This is a genomic window from Streptosporangium sp. NPDC053982 (genome assembly GCF_055585205.1).
Genome location: NZ_JBVJKQ010000016.1, coordinates 68,266 through 83,471 on the forward strand (window position 1 = coordinate 68,266; position 15,206 = coordinate 83,471).

Genomic DNA, 15,206 nt, shown 5'->3' on the forward strand with positions numbered 1-15,206 from the left:
CACCAGTCGTGGTACGGAGAACGCCGCGTGTGCCGGGACGAGACCTTTGCGGTTCCCGCGGATCCTCAGTGGTGGCAGCAGGCGTGCCCGCGCCAGGCCCGCCGGCCCTCGCGCACGGCGACCGCCGCCAGCAGCGTCGCCACGGCGGGATCGGCCCACCACCAGCCGGCCGTCTCGTTCAGCGCCAGCCCCGCGAGCACCCCGGCGGCCAGCACCGCGCACAGCAGGTTCTGGGTGCCCTCACCCGAGGTGGCGGCCGAGCCCAGCCGCGCGCCGAGCCGCCGCTTGGCCAGCCCGAGCAGCGGCATGCTCGCCAGGCTGACCGACGTCACCACCACGCCCAGGAGGCTGGGCTCGGCCCGGTGCCCCGCGTCCAGGTCGTGCGCCACATGGAGCACCAGATAGGGGGCGAGCACCCAGAAGCTGACCGCCACCGCCCTGCCCGCCTTGACCTCGGCGTCGGCCGAGCGGGTGCGCGACCCGGTGAACCGCCAGACGACGATGAGACTGGCCGCCGCCTCCACCAGCGACGACACCCCCCAGCCGATCAGCGCCAGCGAGTGGGCGCCCAGCCCGGCGGCCAGCCCGAGCACACTCTCGACGCCCAGCCACGCCAGGGTCGCCAGCGACAGGATCCGGGCCCGGCGGGCGTCGCGCAGCCACCCGTCCCCCACCACCGGCTGTGACAGCACGACCCGGTCGGCCACGACGCCCCCGATCTCCCCGACGAAGCTCCCAGCAACATACAGGTCACGGAGCGTCACGGAGGCGCGTACGCGAGGCTTCGCCGGAAAGCGGCGCGGGGTGGTCGTGGCAGTATGCCAAGGTGATTGACGCCTCCGATCCCCGACTGGCCGACTACGCCAACCTGCGCGACGTCGAGCTGCGCAAGAGCCTGGAGGCCCGGCACGGGCTCTTCATCGCCGAGGGGGAGAAGGTGATCCGCCGGGCCGTGGCCGCGGGCTACCCGGTGCGCTCGGTACTGCTGACCCGCCGTTGGGTCGCCTCCCTCTCCGACGTGCTGGAGGGTCTCGGCGATCGGGTCCACGTGGTGGACGACGCCGTCATGGAGGAGGTCACCGGCTTCCCGGTGCACCGGGGCGCGCTGGCGGCCATGGAACGCAGGGCGCTGCCCTCCGTGGCCGGGCTCCTGGGCGGCACGTCCCCGGAGGGGCCCCGGCGGGTCGTGGTCCTGGAGGACCTCGTCGACCACGGCAACGTCGGCGCGATCTTCCGGTGCGCCGCCGCCCTCGGCGTCGAGGCGGTGATCCTGTCACCCCGCTGCGCCGACCCGCTCTACCGCAGGTCGGTGAAGGTCTCGATGGGGGCGGTCTTCGCGGTGCCGTACGCGCGCATGACCGACTGGTACGGCGGGCTGGCGGAGCTGCGCGCGGCCGGGTTCCGCACCCTGGCGCTGACCCCCGACCAGTCGGCCACGCCCCTGGACCGGGCCGCCATGACCGGGCGGGTGGCGCTCCTGCTGGGCTCGGAGGGCGACGGGCTCTCCTCGCGCTGGCTGCGCGAGGCCGACGAGCCGGTCTGCATCCCGATGAGCCCGCAGGCGATGGACCTCGGCGTCGACTCCCTCAACGTGGTCGCCGCGGCGGCCATCGCCTGTCACGGCCTGATGCGCGGGCGGTGAGTTCCGGGCCGGCGCGGCGGGTCCCTCCGCGGCGCCCCGCTCACCCGGGGCCCGTCTCGCCACGATCAAGGACAGCCTGTTCCGGGCCCGCGGCGCCCCGCTCGTCCGGGGTTCGTCCGCAGGTGGTCCGGCGGGCCACCGTACGGACGAACCGGTCACCCCGGTCACCAGCCCCAGTCGTTCCAGCTGTTCCAGTTGCTCCAGTTGTTCCACCGTCCGCCGTTGTCCCAGCGGTCCCACCTGTCCCAGCGATCCCAGTTGTTCCACCTGTGCCAGCGGTGCCAGCCGCGGTGGCAGCCGCGATGGCGGGGGCAGGGGCGGTACTGCAGGCCGGCGGTCTGCGTGGTGGCCGCGATGCTCTGCGAGGCAGCCTGCGGCGCCGCCACCGGTGTCACGGTCGCTCCCGCCGGCGTGGCGAACAGCGTGCCCGCGAGCAGCCCCGCCCCCGCGGCGACGGCAGGGGCGGTGATCTTCGTCCTCATGGTGACCCTCCGGGTGAAGGCGAGGACAGGATTCGTCCTCGGGGTTTCCCTGGGGGACAACACTGCCGGACAGGAATCGACCATGACACCGCAAAGAACCTACGGTTCGGCAAAAGTCACTGGATGTGCATAAATAATACATAAATAAGCGTAAGTGCCTATTTCTATATTAATCATCTTATGTCCGAAACATGGGGAAAGCTGGGTCAGACAGCCCGGTGGTACTGGTCCGGCCAGCGGGGCTCGGCTCCGAGTTCGTGGAGCTCGCGGGCGGCGAGGTTCGGCCAGTACGGCGTGCGCAGCAGCTCCCGGCCGAGCAGTACGGCGTCGGCCTGGCCGGAGGCGATGATCTCCTCCGCCTGCCGGGGCTCGGTGATCTCCCCGACGGCCGCCACGGCCAGGTCCGTCTCGGCCTTCACCCGCGCGGCGAACGGCACCTGGTAGCCGGGGCCGGTCTGGATGCGCGCCCCCGGGGCGTTGCCGCCGGTCGAGGTGTCCAGCAGGTCGACGCCGTGGGCGAGCAGCTCCTTGGCCAGCCGCACGGTGTCGCCGGCGGTCCAGCCCTCGCGGTCGTCCTCGGGGTTCTCGGTCAGCCAGTCGGTGGCCGAGATGCGGAAGAAGACGGGCAGCTCCTCCGGCCACACCGCGCGCACGGCGTCCACGACCTCCAGGGCGAACCGGGTGCGGCCCTCGAACGAGCCGCCGTAGGCGTCGGTGCGGCGGTTGGTGTACGGCGACAGGAACTGGTTGATCAGGTAGCCGTGCGCACCGTGCACCTCCGCCACCTGGAACCCGGCGGCCAGCGCCCGCCGGGCCGCCGCGGCGAAGTGCTCGACGAGCCGCCCGATCTCCTCGACGCTCGGCTCCGCCGGGACCGGGTGGCGGTCGGTGAAGGGCAGCGGGCTCGGCGCGACGGGCTGCCAGCCGTACCGGTCGGGGCCGAGGGGGCCGCCGCCGCGCCAGGTGACGTCGGTGGACGCCTTGCGGCCGGCGTGCGCGAGCTGGATGCCGGGAACGGCCCCGTGCTCCTTCAGGAAGCGGGTGATCCGGGCGAATCCCTCCACCTGGCGGTCGTTCCAGATGCCGAGGTCGAAGGGGGAGATGCGGCCCTCGGGCGTGACGGCCGTGGCCTCGGTGATGATCAGGCCGGCCCCGCCCACCGCACGGGCGGCCAGGTGTGAGAGGTGCCAGTCGTGCGGAACGCCCTGCTCCGGACCGTCGGCCTCCGCCGAGTACTGGCACATCGGCGCCATCCAGGCGCGGTTGGGGATCGTCAGGCCCCGCAGGGTGAGTGGTTCGAACAGCGCGCTCACGGCCTCGCTCCTTCGTCGTCGTACGGGTCGCCCGGTTCCGGGCACTCCGTGCCGGAAGCGGAGCTCGCCGTCCGGGCACCCTAGTACGATAACCCTCGTAGTACGAGAAATGTCAAACTATGATGGTTCTCGTACAATCGATGATCCCGAGGGAAGGAGTCGTCATGCGGGTCACGTCCGACAGGGCTCTCGACCACCCCCGCCGCGAGGACATCCGGCTTGAGGCCGTGCTGCACGCGCTGTCCGACCCGATGCGGCTGCGGGTGGTGGCCTTCCTGTCCGGGGTGGACGACGAGGGCGCCCCGTGTTCGGCGATCGACCTGGTGGTCAGCAAGTCGACCAGCACCCACCACTTCCGGGTGCTCCGCGAGGCCGGGGTGATCAGCCAGGTCTACCGCGGCACCGCGAAGATGAACGCGCTGCGCCGCCATGACCTCGACGAGCTCTTCCCCGGCCTGCTCGACGCCGTGCTGCACGCCAGCGACGCGCAGCGTCGCCGTGAGCCCGCGAGGGGCGCCGGTGTCTGGACTGAGGAGCGCAGCCGCGGAGCGGCGGAGTGACGAGGGAAGACATCGGGTCAAGAGCCCCGAGCCGCGACGCGCAGCGTCGCCATGAGCCCGCGAGGGGGCGCCGGTGTCTGGACTGAGGAGAGAGCGAGCGTAGCGAGTGAACGACGAGGGAAGGCACCGGTTATCAGCCCCCGAGCCGCGACGCGCAGCGTCGCAATGAGCTCAGAGGTCCCCGACGGTCCCGGAGTCCATGTCCGGTGACCCGGCGGCCTGTACGGCCGCCCAGTCCAGCAGGCGGCCGGCGCTGCTGAACCGGCGGTCCGAGCTCGGCTCGCCCAGGACGACGCCGATCAGCAGGTGCCCGTCGCGCTCGGCGGCGAACGACAGGCAGTACCCGGCGGCCCGGGTGTAACCGGTCTTGACGCCCAGTGCCCCGGGGGTCCTGCCGAGCAGCTTGTTGCTGTTGGTCCAGGTGTGCGCCCGGTGAAGCTTCGACGCCCGCACGACGTGACGCCTGGTGGAGGCGATGGTCCGCAGCACCGGGTCGTTCAGCGCGGTCTGTGCCAGCTTGGCCTGGTCGATGGCGGTGGAGTAGCCGCCGCCCGGCTTGGGGAGGCCGTCCGGGTTGGCGTAGCGGGTCAGTGACAGGCCGAGGGCACGCGCGGCGGCGTTCATCTTGGCCGTGAACCGGGTCGCTCCCGGCCCGTAGACGCGGGCCAGGGCGTGCGAGGCGTCCGCCCCGGAGGGGAGCATCACGCCGTAGAGCAGGTCCCTGACGGTCAGGCGCTCACCGGCCCGCAGTCCCGCCGAGGTCGCGTCGTTGGTCCGCGCGTGCCGCACGTCCGAGGCGTCGATCCTGACGACGGAGTCGAGGCTCGCCTGCCGCAGCACGACGTAGGCGGTCATGACCTTGGTCAGGCTGGCGACCGGCAGCCGCCTGCTCGCCTGCCTGTCGAAGTAGGCCGTCCCGGTGGCCGCGTCGAAGAGGTAGGCCGCCTTCCCGGTGACCGCCGGCGCGGCGCTACCGGCCCGCGCGGTGGCGGGCGCGGCGCCACCGGCCCGCATGGGCCCTGGCTGGGCGTGGGCGGGCGCGGGCCCCGGCTGGGCGTGGGCGGGCGCGGTCACGCCGGCACCGAGGACGGTCAGTGCGGCGAGGGCGGCGCAGGCGCCCAGGCGGATTCCCCCGATCTGCATGGGATCATGGTGACAGAACCGGCGGCCGGCATACGACCCTTGACCGTTTTTCGGGTGAGACGTCTTTCCGGTGACCGCCGTAAGGCCGGTCAGACGGCGGTCAGGGTGTCCTCGGGCCGCCGTTCGGCCTCGCGGCGACGGCGACGGCGGCGCCGCATGACGAGGACGGTGACGGCGGCGACCACCATGACCGCGGCCACGGCCGCCAGCGCGGGCGACCGCGCGGCCAGTCGCAGCCAGCCCCAGATCACCGAGTAGAGGCCGAAGGACGTCACCGGCACCCAGGTCAGGCAGCCGAGCGCGCTGGCCACGACGTACCAGGGGTAGGAGATCCGCAGCACCCCGGCCGTCCAGGGCAGCGTGTGCCGCAGTCCGGGGACCCAGAAGCAGCCGTAGACGGCGAGCGCCCCCCATTTCCGGACGGCGTCCTCCACCCTGCGGATGTTCTCCTGGCCGAGCCTGCGGCCCAGGCGGGAGGCGTAGAGCCGGGAGCCGAGACGGTGGCCCACCCAGTAGTAGACCTGGAACACCCCGAACAGCCCGATGCCGCCGAGGACGACCCACAGCCACAGCGGCAGGCCCCACAGCGCGGCGGAGGTGGGATCGGGGATGCCCGCCGCCGGAGATCGCACCGGTGAACACCCCCCTCACGCTCGCATCGTCGACACACGACGGATATGTCGGATATTAGGTCAGGCTTACCTGTTCGATACTACGGAACCCCTGCAAGCGGACGTCAAGCAGAGATCAACCGTACCCGCGTACACCTGATACGAGGAGAGGAAGGTGTGCGGTCATGGGTCCGCGGAGCGGTTGGGTCACGGTGCTGGCGAGCGGAACCGCGAACGTCGCGAAACTGCTCGTGGCGAGCCTCGCCTTCGCCGGAGCCTACGCGGGCACGACCCTGGAGCACGCCGGCTCCGCCCCGGGCGTGACGGCCCGCCACACCGGCCCCGCTCCGGGAACGACGGTCCGCCGCACCGGCTCCGTCCCGAGCGCGGCGGTCTTCACCGCGGACGAGCGGCCGGAGCCCCTCTGCCGGGTCAGCCGTCGAGCGACCGCTGCGCCGCCTCGATCCACCGGGTCACCCCGACCCGCCGCGCCACCGCGAGCGCCTTCTCGTAGTGCGGCCGCACCGCGTCGGTGAGCCCGAGCCGCAGCGCCAGGTCGCCGAGCGTCAGCGCCACCGGCCACAGCGCCACCACGCCGGTGCCCGCCCCGGCGATCCGCTCGGAGAACGGCTTGAGCGTGTCGTACGCCTCGGTCATCCGCTCCCGGTCGTCCAGCAGCATGCCCGCCAGCGCCCGCCAGATCATCGCCAGCTCGTAGAGGAAGTCGGGCCGCACCGGCGTCTTCACCGCGATGACCGCCCCGGCGTCGCGGGCGTGCCCGGCCGAGGCCAGCGCCACCGCGTAGGCGTCGGTCGTCCACTTGGCCCCGCGCTGGTGGGCCTCGGCCAGGGGCTCCACCATCTCGGCGGCCCGGCCGTTCACCAGCCGCAGGCAGAACGCGGTGATCAGCGGCAGGTCCTGGCGGCCCTCCAGCATCCCGGCCCGCGCGGTCAGCCGCGCGGCGTCGCGGTAGGCGCGCTCCGCGCCCGCGAAGTCACCGGCGATCATCAGGCGCTGCCCGGCGTACCAGGCGCCCACGGCGGCCGGGGCGGGCAGGCCGTACCGTCGGGCCAGCCGTTCGGCGGCGGCGACGTGCGCGTCGGCGTCGGCGAACGCGCCCGACGCGGCGGCGCACTCCATCAGCACCAGGTGCGCCAGGGCCTGGACCGAGACCTGCCCGCTCGCCTCGCCGACCTCCAGCAGCTCCCGGCCGATGACCTCGCGCTCGCCGACCGGGGTGATGCCGTAGGACTGGCGCAGCCGTCCGCTCAGCGCGGTCGCCAGCAGCGCCGGGTCACCGGTCCGCCGGGCCAGCTCCTCGGCCTCCAGCGACGCCTGCTCGCCGCGCGGCGTGGCCGACCCCTCCAGCTCCAGCGCGAGCGTGGCCAGCAGGCTCGCCCGCAGCGACTGCTCGGCGGCCGGCAGCTCCACCAGCGCCTGCTCGGCGACATCGACGATCTCCCACGCGGTGCGGGTGAAGTCGCGGGCCATGCCCTTGTGCGGTACGGCCAGCGAGGCCGCGACCCGAGCGGTGAGCTCCAGGTCGCCCAGCGGCCGGGCCGCGTCCATCGCCTCGCGCCGCCGCCTGCGGGCCGCCGCCATGTCCCCGCACAGGGCCAGCGCCTTGATGAGGTTCAGGGTGAGCAACAGCCGCTCGCGGGTGGTCTCGGGGGTGTGGGTCACGCCGGAACGGTCGAAGGCGGCCACGGCCCGCTCCCACAGCGTGGCGGCCTCGCGGTGGGCGAAGCGGCGCTCGGCCTGCGCGGCGGCGAGCCGGGCGTAGTGGACCGCCTTGCCCGCCGTCTCCGTGGTGCCCGCCGCGTCGTAGTGGTGTGCCAGGGCCGCCACGTCGCCGGGGTTCCTGCGTTCGATCACCGCGGCCACCGCGGCGTGCAGCCGGGAACGGCGCAGCCGGGAGGCGTCGGAGTAGACGGTGTCGCGGACCAGGTCGTGGTCGAACCGCAGCAGGCCCGGCCCCGGCTCGGTGACCAGCCCGGCCAGCAGCGCCGCCTCCACCGCGTCCACCACGGCGTCCTCGTCGCCCGCGACGTCCACCAGCACGTCCACGTCGACGTCACGGCCGATCACCGCGGCCTGCAGCAGGATCTGCTGGGCCGGGGCGGGAAGCCGGGAGATCCGCCGCCGCAGCACGTCGCGGACCCCGGACGGCACGCCGGAGAGCACCTCGGCGGCCGTCGCGCGGTCGCGCGTCGCCTCGGCGTCCAGCAGGCGTACGGTCTCCCGGACGAAGAAGGGGTTGCCGCCGGTCCGCTCGGCGATGGTGCCGACCGCGTCCTCGTCGACCTCCCGCACACAGGTCGCCCGGACCAGCTCGGCGACCGCGTCGGCGTCGAGGCCGTCCAGGCCCACCCGGACCGGTCCGAGCCGGGCCAGCGCGGCCAGCACTTCGGCCTGCCGGTCGCTCAGCTCGCTGTCGCGGCAGGTCACCACCAGCAGCACGCGGCTGGTGGACAGCAGGCTCGGCAGCGCGCGCAGCAGCGCCAGGGTCTGGTCGTCGGCCCAGTGCAGGTCTTCCAGCGTCAGCAGGATCGGCGCCGAGCGGGCGGCCGCGGCGATGTAACCGCCCACCGCCCGGTGCAACCGGAAACCCCCCGAAGCCTGGTCGTCGTCCGGCTCGGGGGCCGCGTCGTCCAGCAGCGGGGCGAGCAGCTGGGCGTACTCGCCGGGCCCGGCCGCGTCCACCAGGGTCCGCAGGATCTCCACCCAGGCCCAGCCCGGCGGGGTGGCGCTGCTGTCGGGGCAGGCGCCGGAGGCGGCGACCCAGCCGTCGGCGGTGAGCCGCGCGGCCAGCCGGCGGACCAGCGTGGTCTTGCCCGCGCCCGCGTCGCCGCCGACCAGCGAGACGGTGAAGCGGGCGGTCCTGGCGGCGGCCGCGGTCAACCGGCCCAGCTCGGCGTCCCGGCCGACGAACGGCTCGGTCTCCAGCGGCGGCGGCTCCACCGCGCCCGCCGTACCGCCCGCGCCCGCCGCGGGCCTGGGCGGCCAGGTGTCGGCCGGGACCGCGGCGCGCTGCCGGACGACCGGCACGGCCAGCTCCAGCCCCGGGTCCTGGGCGAGGATGTCGGACTCCAGCTTGCGCAGCGCCGGGCCGGGGTCGATGCCCAGCTCGTCGGCGAGGATCGCGCGGGCCCGGCGGAGCGCGGCGAGCGCGTCGCCCTGCCGCCCGCAGCGGTACAGGCCCAGGGCCAGCAGCCGCCAGCCCTCCTCGCGCAGCGGATGCCGCGCGGTCAGCGCCTCCAGGTCGGGCACCGACTCCGCGGGCATGCCCAGGCGCAGGCCGCTGTCGGCGTGCCGTTCCAGCGCCACCAGGCGCAGCTCGGCCAGCCGGTTGACCTCGGCCTCGGCCCACGGCTGGTCGGCGAAGTCGGAGTAGGGCGTGCCGCGCCACAGCGCCAGCGCCTTCGTGAGGCGCGCCCGGGCCGAGACGGGGTCGTCGCCCTCCAGCTGCTCCCCGGCGGTGCGGACCAGGGCCTCGAACCGCAGGGCGTCCACCTGGTCGGGTCCGGCCCGCAGGGCGTACCCCGAGGCGACGGTCACCAGCAGCCGGTTGGGGCCCCCGCGCGGACGGCCGGGCTCCAGGACCCGCCGCAGCCTGGAGACGTACACCTGGAGGTTGGCCTGGGCGCCGCGGGCCCCGTCGTCGTCCCACAGGTCGTACAGCAGCGAGTCGACCGGGACGACCTGCCCGCGCGCCACGAGCAGCCGGGCGAGGACGGCGCGCTGACGCAGCCCGCCGAGGTCGAGCTCGTCATCATCCGAATGCGCCTCGACCGGCCCGAGAACCCGGAACGCCACCATGTCAGGCGCCACGCTATGCGTGCCTTCGAATCGCGCACAAGGTCTTTCCCCATCTAACGGCGGGCCGGCTCCTCCGCGCGGGCCGGGGCGGCGTTCTCACGCCGGCGCAGAAGCGCCCACGCGCCGAGCGCCAGGCCGCCGAAGGGGATTTCGACAGTGTAGGTCCAGAACCCGAAGAGCAGCGCGGCGGCGGTCGCCGAGTCGACCGGGGCGCCGAAGAAGACCAGCGCGCCGACGGTGCCGGCCTCCATGATCCCGGCCCCGCTCGGGGTCACCAGGGCGGTGGTCAGCACCCTGGACAACGCGAACGCGGCGACCGACTGGGCCAGCCCGGTGTAGGCGCCGGTGGCGTGCAGGCAGCAGACCAGGATCAGCCACTGCAGCCCGAGGAAGAAGATCATGCCAAGTGTCAGCCCGGGCCAGCGGCGCCGGACGATCTCGGAGGTGTCGGCGCGCAGCTTCTCCAGCGCCTGGGAGGGCCCGTGCCGGTCGGGCCTGACCTTCGCGGGGAGCAGCCTGGCGAGGCCGTCGAGGAGGCGGCCGAGGAGGGCCGCGGCGCGGTCCCAGTAGAGGGCGGCGGTCACGACGGCGACCAGGGCCAGGATGGACAGCACGCCCGCCCAGGCCGCGCCGGTCACGGCGGGGTTGAGGTCCTGGCCGCTGAACAGCAGGGCCACGATGCCCACGGCGGGCAGGATGAACCGGAAGAGGGTGTTCCAGACGCCGCTGACCAGGGTGGAGACCACGACGGCCCGGAGCGGGAAACCCCAGCCCTTGGTCATCGCGACGGTCATCGCGACCCCGGCGGCGCCGCCGAACGGCAGGAGGTTGCTCACCGCGCTGCCCGCCGCGTTGAGCGTCAGAGCCTGCGGGTGCGTCAGGCCCGGCAGGGAGGCGGTCAGCACGAACGTGTAGGCCAGCAGGCTCGCCAGCCAGACGGCCGTCATCAGCGCGACCATCTGCCAGCTCAGCCCGGCGAACTGCGCGCCGATCCGCGACCAGGAGACGTGCTCGCCGGTCATCGCCTCCAGGATCTCCGGCAGGAAGCGCACCAGCGTGGCGGCCAGCGCCAGCGACACCGCCGACAACCCGATCTGGACCCACTTGTTCTTCATCGCACCCCCATGAACCAGTCTGCCGGTCCGGGGCTCATCCTTTCGACGGAACTTCGAAGGGATGCTTCAGCCTCGTGCCGGGCGGCAGGCCGCGCTGAACGTACCACTCGGTGCCGAAGACGAGGCGGTAGAGGGGTCCGGGAACCTTGAGCATCACGCCCAGCGTCCGGGTGTCGGCCCCGGTGGCCTGGGAGGCGTGGGCGGCCATGCTGGCCCGCTTCTGGCGGGCGAAGCGCCGCACGGCCACCCGGTGGGTGATCGCCTCGCCGGGGGAGTAGGCGCCCTCGAAGGCGCGGATGTCGAGCTGCGGGTAGAAGCGGCTGATCAGGCGGATGCCCTTGAGCAGCGGGTCGCGGTTGACCGTGGCCTCCAGCACGATCGGGGTGCCGGCGATCTCCGCGGCCCGGGCGCCTACCCGGTGCACCTGGACGTGGTCGGGGTGGCCGTAGCCCCCGGCCGGGTCGTAGGTCGTCAACAGGCCGGCGTCCTCCTCGGTGAGGATCGCCGCGAGCCGCCGGGCGGCCTCCTCGGTGTCGGCGTCGATGAACGCGTTGTCCGGGCGGTCGTCGGCGACCCCGCCGCCGGGCGCCAGCCCGGAGTCGCCGTACCCGAGGTTCACCACGCGGGCGCAGCCCAGCGCCGCCGCCGACCGGTACAGCTCGGCGACCCGGGCCGCGCCCAGCGCCTCGCCCGGCTCCAGGTCGGCCTGGCCGCGCTCGCCGGAGGTCGCCACCACGAGGACCACCCGGTGCCCCTCGGCCGCGAGCATGGCCATGGTCCCCGCGGTCAGCAGGGCCTCGTCATCGGGATGGGCATGGAAGAACACGGCTGTCCTGACGGTCTTGATCGCCCTCACTCCGTTCGCGCGGTCCGTCTCCCGCTCATGGGGCCTCCCCAGACGGGCACGCAGGCATGATCTCACGCGGGGATACGCTGGCACGGTGAGGATCCTCCACGTCAGCGATTGTTACCTGCCGCGCCTGGGCGGGATCGAGGTCCAGGTCGCCGATCTGATCCGGTCACAGCGCGAGGCGGGCCACGACGTCGAGGTGGCGACCGCCACGCCGGGCGAGCCCCTGCCGGGGGTGCACCGGATCGTCGCGGGGCTGCCCTTCGACCTGCCGGTCCACCCGTTCGGGGTCGGGCACCTGCTGCGGCTGATGAGGGCCCGGCGGCCCGACGTGGTCCACGTGCACACCGGCGCGGTCTCGCCGTTCGCCTGGATGGGCGTCCGCGCGGCCGTACGGCTCGGGCTGCCCGCCGTGGTGACCGTGCACAGCATGTGGGACCCGGTCACCCGCGCCGTCTACACCGGTCTGCGGCTGGCGTTCGAGTGGCACCGCTGGGGGCTGGTGGGCACCACGGTGAGCGAGGCGGCGGCCCGGCCGATCCGCGCGGTGGCCGGCCGGGGCGTCCCGGTGCACGTCGTCTCCAACGGCCTCGACGTCTCCGGCTGGCGCGCCGCCGGCCCGGCCCGGCGGACGCAGGACGGTGAGCCGGTGCACGTCGTCGCGGTGGGGCGGCTGGCGCCCCGCAAGCAGCCGGTCCGGCTGCTACGGCTGCTGAGGGAGGCCAGGGCGCAGGTCCCCCGGGACGTCCCGATGCGGGCCACGATCGTCGGGGACGGCCCGGCGCGCGCCCAGATGGAGCGTTACCTGCGGTCCAACGGCATGACCGGGTGGGTGTCGCTGCCCGGCCGCTACGACCGCGACCGGATCCGCGAGCTGCTCGCCACCGCGGACGTGTTCGTCGCCCCCGCGCCCCGCGAGTCGTTCGGGCTGGCGGCGCTGGAGGCCAGGGCGGCGGGCGTGCCGGTGGTCGCGCGGGCGCAGAGCGGGGTGGCCGACTTCGTGCGGCCCGGCAAGGAGGGGCTGCTGGGAAAGAGCTTCGACGGCCTGGTCGCGGCGGTGGCCGGGCTGGTGCGCGACCGCGGGCTGCGCGAGGCGATCGCGGCGCACAACCGCGCGACCGAGCCGGTCCGCAGCTCCTGGCCGGCCGTGCTGGAGGGCTTCGACCGCTGCTACGAGCAGGCGCGCGGAGCGCGGGGCTGAGCTATAAGGAGTCGTACGGGGCCGGCGGGTGATCCGTGCGCGGGCCGGTACGGCGGGCGGCGCGCGGCCGGTACGGCGGGGCGTGCGGCCGCACGGCCCGGCCCCTCGGGCAGGCCGGGCCGTGCGGTGGGGCGGGCGCCTCCCGGGGAGATCGGGGAGGGATCGGGGAGGCGCGGCGCGCGTCAGGAGCAGGCGGCGTTCATCTTGGTGCCGGCCGAGACGATCTTGCCGCTGAGGCCCTGCATCGCTCCGGCGGCGGCCCCCGGGTTGTTGGGGTCGACCTTCAGGCTTCCGAAGGATGCGGCCAGGTCGTTGAGCCCCGAGGCGAGGTCGCCGTCGGCCTTGGCGGCCATGGCCTTCATGTCCGAGGCGAACTTCTCGTTCACCGCGTTGAGCTTCTCCATGTCCACACCGACGCCCGCCACGTCGGTCTTGTAGTCGTTCATGAGCTTCAGCGCGTCGGCGCACATCGCCGCGTCGGCGCCCGCGCCGCAGGCGGCGGACAGGGAGAGGAGGACGGCTCCCGCGACGGTGGCGGCGATACGGCGGGAGGGGAGGAGGGAGAACATCTTTGCCTTTCATTGCCTTTTACGACAGGTGCACCCTAGAGGCGTCACTTGCCGGGCACTTGACAGATGCTTAAAAAGGCGGCGGCTGTGACTCGGCGTGATCCTCGCCCCGCTTCGGGTAAGGGGACGGTATGGCTGAGGCGACCGTCGATCCCGAAACCGTCCAGCACTCGCTGAAGCGGGTCATCGGGCGCAAGGTGCTGTTGCTGTTCGTCATCGGGGACATCCTCGGCGCGGGGATCTACGCCCTGGTCGGGAAGGTGGCCGGCTACGTCGGCGGGGCGCTGTGGCTGCCCTTCCTCATCGCCTTCGTGCTCGCGGCCCTCACCGCCACGGCCTACGCCGAACTGGTCGGCAAGTATCCCCGGGCGGCCGGCGCGGCGCTGTACGCCAACAAGGCGTTCGGCATCCCCTTTGTCACGTTCATGGTGGCGTTCACCGTACTGATGAGCGGGATCACCTCGGCGAGCGCGGCGGCCCGCGCCTTCGGCGGCAACTACCTGGGCGAGTTCGTCACGCTGCCGACGGTCATCGGCGCGCTGATCTTCCTCGGCCTGGTCACGCTGGTGAACTTCGCCGGCATCTCCGAGTCGGTCAGGGTCAACGTGGTCCTGACGATCATCGAGGCGTTCGGCCTGCTGGTCATCGTCGCGATCGGGATCTACGCCCTGGTCTCCGGTGAGGGCGAGCCCGCCCGGGCGGTGCAGTTCCACCCGGTCAACGGCGCGTTCCTCGGCGTCCTCGGCGGCACGGCCCTCGCCTTCTACGCGCTGCTCGGCTTCGAGGACTCGGTCAACCTCGCCGAGGAGTGCCGCGACCCGCAGCGGGACTTCCCCCGCGCCCTGTTCGGCGGCATCACCGTGGCCGCGCTGATCTACATGGCCGTCGCCTTCACCGCGACGATGCTGGTGGACACCAGGACCCTGACCGAGTCCACCGGGCCGCTGCTGGAGGTGGTCAAGGTCGCGGGCCTGGCGTTCCCGCCGAAGCTGTTCGCGCTCATCGCCCTGCTGGCCGTGGGAAACACCGCGCTGATCAACATGCTGATGGCCTCGCGCCTGGTGTACGGCATGGCCCGCGAGGGCATCGTGCCCGGGGTCTTCGCGGCCGTCCACCGCCGCAGGTCCACCCCGTGGGTGGCCATCCTGTTCACCGTGGGCGTCGCGGTGGCGCTGGTGATCACCGGTGACGTGAGCGGCCTGGCGGACACGACCGTGCTCCTGCTGCTGTGCGTGTTCGCGATCGTCAACGTGGCCGTGCTGGTCCTGCGCAGGGACCCGGTGGAGCACGAGCACTACCGGGCCCCGAAGTGGATGCCCGTCCTGGGCGCGGTGGTCTGTGTCGTGCTGGCGCTGCCCGTCACGGGCCGCGAAGGGGAGGTCTACCTTCGCGCGGGCGCGCTCCTGGCCGTGGGGGTGGTCCTGTGGTTCGCCAACCGGCTGTTCCTGCGGAGGAAGGACGGACGGCGCGGGAAGCCGTCAGAAGGGGAGCCTTCGGCCTGAGGGCGTGCGCAGGTCGAGGGGCACGGGCGGACGAGGCGGACGGGGCTTCTGGACGATTTGTACCCTTTTCATCTCCGACTCCCTTTAGGTGGAGTTTCGGAGAGACTACGTCAACGCCTCGGGGATTTCGCATCTTTTGTCCACATGTCGAGACGGCATCATCCACGATGACACCTTCCACGCGGAGGCGTCGCGGGCCCTTCCGTGAGACGACGGCCCGGATCCTGAATACTCCCGTCGACGTGGGGCACCTGTCACCCGAAGGGGATTGACGGGCGTCACGGAAGGGGGAACCCCTGCCGGACCCGCGGGCGCCGCACACCACCGGGCGCGTGCGAGGATCGGGTGGAGACGCCGGGCGCCGAGGGCGCCGGACGGCCGCACCACCAAGGCGGTCCG

General features: G+C 73.4%; 13 protein-coding genes. 4 read left to right on the plus strand and 9 right to left on the minus strand.

What is annotated here, in order from left to right; genetic code table 11:
- Positions 1–65: 65 nt before the first annotated feature.
- Positions 66–764: a cation efflux transmembrane domain-containing protein gene (locus ACZ6W9_RS28110; RefSeq protein WP_389966330.1), complete on the minus strand. Its 699-nt coding sequence runs from the start codon at positions 762–764 to the stop codon at positions 66–68.
- Positions 765–826: 62 nt separating this feature from the next.
- Between ACZ6W9_RS28110 and ACZ6W9_RS28115 the strand changes: the two genes are divergently transcribed.
- Positions 827–1,642, plus strand: a complete 816-nt coding sequence (locus ACZ6W9_RS28115) for a TrmH family RNA methyltransferase (protein ID WP_362930062.1) — start codon at positions 827–829, stop codon at positions 1,640–1,642.
- Between the two features lie 164 nt (positions 1,643–1,806).
- On the opposite strand, the gene ACZ6W9_RS28120 is transcribed toward ACZ6W9_RS28115, so the two are convergent.
- Both ACZ6W9_RS28120 and ACZ6W9_RS28125 read right to left on the minus strand, forming a co-directional pair.
- Positions 1,807–2,124, minus strand: coding sequence for a hypothetical protein (locus ACZ6W9_RS28120; RefSeq protein WP_362930064.1), 318 nt, complete (start codon positions 2,122–2,124; stop codon positions 1,807–1,809).
- Positions 2,125–2,330: 206 nt separating this feature from the next.
- Complete coding sequence (locus tag ACZ6W9_RS28125; RefSeq protein ID WP_362930066.1) at positions 2,331–3,437, minus strand: NADH:flavin oxidoreductase/NADH oxidase; 1,107 nt, start codon at positions 3,435–3,437, stop codon at positions 2,331–2,333.
- Positions 3,438–3,601: 164 nt separating this feature from the next.
- Between ACZ6W9_RS28125 and ACZ6W9_RS28130 the strand changes: the two genes are divergently transcribed.
- Entirely contained in the window at positions 3,602–3,997 is a 396-nt protein-coding gene (locus ACZ6W9_RS28130) for an ArsR/SmtB family transcription factor (RefSeq protein ID WP_362930068.1), read from the plus strand.
- A gap of 171 nt (positions 3,998–4,168) precedes the next feature.
- Here the strand turns inward: ACZ6W9_RS28130 and ACZ6W9_RS28135 are convergent, their stop codons facing one another.
- The 5 genes from ACZ6W9_RS28135 to ACZ6W9_RS28155 form a co-directional block, all read right to left on the minus strand.
- Positions 4,169–5,140, minus strand: a complete 972-nt coding sequence (locus ACZ6W9_RS28135; RefSeq protein ID WP_362930070.1) for a D-alanyl-D-alanine carboxypeptidase family protein — start codon at positions 5,138–5,140, stop codon at positions 4,169–4,171.
- Between the two features lie 89 nt (positions 5,141–5,229).
- Positions 5,230–5,772, minus strand: a complete 543-nt coding sequence (locus tag ACZ6W9_RS28140; RefSeq protein ID WP_362930072.1) for a DedA family protein — start codon at positions 5,770–5,772, stop codon at positions 5,230–5,232.
- Positions 5,773–6,183: 411 nt separating this feature from the next.
- The gene (locus ACZ6W9_RS28145) at positions 6,184–9,582 is read right to left on the minus strand and encodes a BTAD domain-containing putative transcriptional regulator (protein ID WP_362930074.1); all 3,399 of its coding nucleotides are present in this window, start codon (positions 9,580–9,582) and stop codon (positions 6,184–6,186) included.
- A 41-nt stretch (positions 9,583–9,623) separates the two neighbouring features.
- Positions 9,624–10,685, minus strand: coding sequence for a lysylphosphatidylglycerol synthase transmembrane domain-containing protein (locus ACZ6W9_RS28150; protein ID WP_470120432.1), 1,062 nt, complete (start codon positions 10,683–10,685; stop codon positions 9,624–9,626).
- Between the two features lie 34 nt (positions 10,686–10,719).
- A complete protein-coding gene (locus tag ACZ6W9_RS28155; RefSeq protein WP_470120434.1) occupies positions 10,720–11,541 on the minus strand; it encodes a PIG-L deacetylase family protein in 822 nt (273 codons plus the stop codon).
- A gap of 85 nt (positions 11,542–11,626) precedes the next feature.
- On the opposite strand from ACZ6W9_RS28155, the gene ACZ6W9_RS28160 reads away from it, so the two are divergent.
- Complete coding sequence (locus ACZ6W9_RS28160; protein WP_362930080.1) at positions 11,627–12,736, plus strand: glycosyltransferase family 4 protein; 1,110 nt, start codon at positions 11,627–11,629, stop codon at positions 12,734–12,736.
- Between the two features lie 182 nt (positions 12,737–12,918).
- Here the strand turns inward: ACZ6W9_RS28160 and ACZ6W9_RS28165 are convergent, their stop codons facing one another.
- Complete coding sequence (locus tag ACZ6W9_RS28165) at positions 12,919–13,305, minus strand: hypothetical protein (RefSeq protein ID WP_362930082.1); 387 nt, start codon at positions 13,303–13,305, stop codon at positions 12,919–12,921.
- 131 nt (positions 13,306–13,436) lie between these two features.
- Here ACZ6W9_RS28165 and ACZ6W9_RS28170 point away from each other — a divergent pair, with 131 nt between their 5' ends.
- On the plus strand, positions 13,437–14,807 hold the full coding sequence (locus ACZ6W9_RS28170; RefSeq protein ID WP_362930084.1) for an APC family permease: 1,371 nt from the start codon (positions 13,437–13,439) through the stop codon (positions 14,805–14,807).
- Positions 14,808–15,206: the final 399 nt, after the last annotated feature.

Bases quoted from the DNA above. Each gene is read 5' to 3' on its own strand.
- ACZ6W9_RS28130 (WP_362930068.1), top strand. From the start codon at position 3,602: ATGCGGGTCACGTCCGACAGGGCTCTCGACCACCCCCGCCGCGAGGAC.
- ACZ6W9_RS28165 (WP_362930082.1), bottom strand. From the start codon at position 13,305: ATGTTCTCCCTCCTCCCCTCCCGCCGTATCGCCGCCACCGTCGCGGGA.
- ACZ6W9_RS28170 (WP_362930084.1), top strand. From the start codon at position 13,437: ATGGCTGAGGCGACCGTCGATCCCGAAACCGTCCAGCACTCGCTGAAG.
- ACZ6W9_RS28135 (WP_362930070.1), bottom strand. From the start codon at position 5,140: ATGCAGATCGGGGGAATCCGCCTGGGCGCCTGCGCCGCCCTCGCCGCA.
- ACZ6W9_RS28150 (WP_470120432.1), bottom strand. From the start codon at position 10,685: ATGAAGAACAAGTGGGTCCAGATCGGGTTGTCGGCGGTGTCGCTGGCG.
- ACZ6W9_RS28120 (WP_362930064.1), bottom strand. From the start codon at position 2,124: ATGAGGACGAAGATCACCGCCCCTGCCGTCGCCGCGGGGGCGGGGCTG.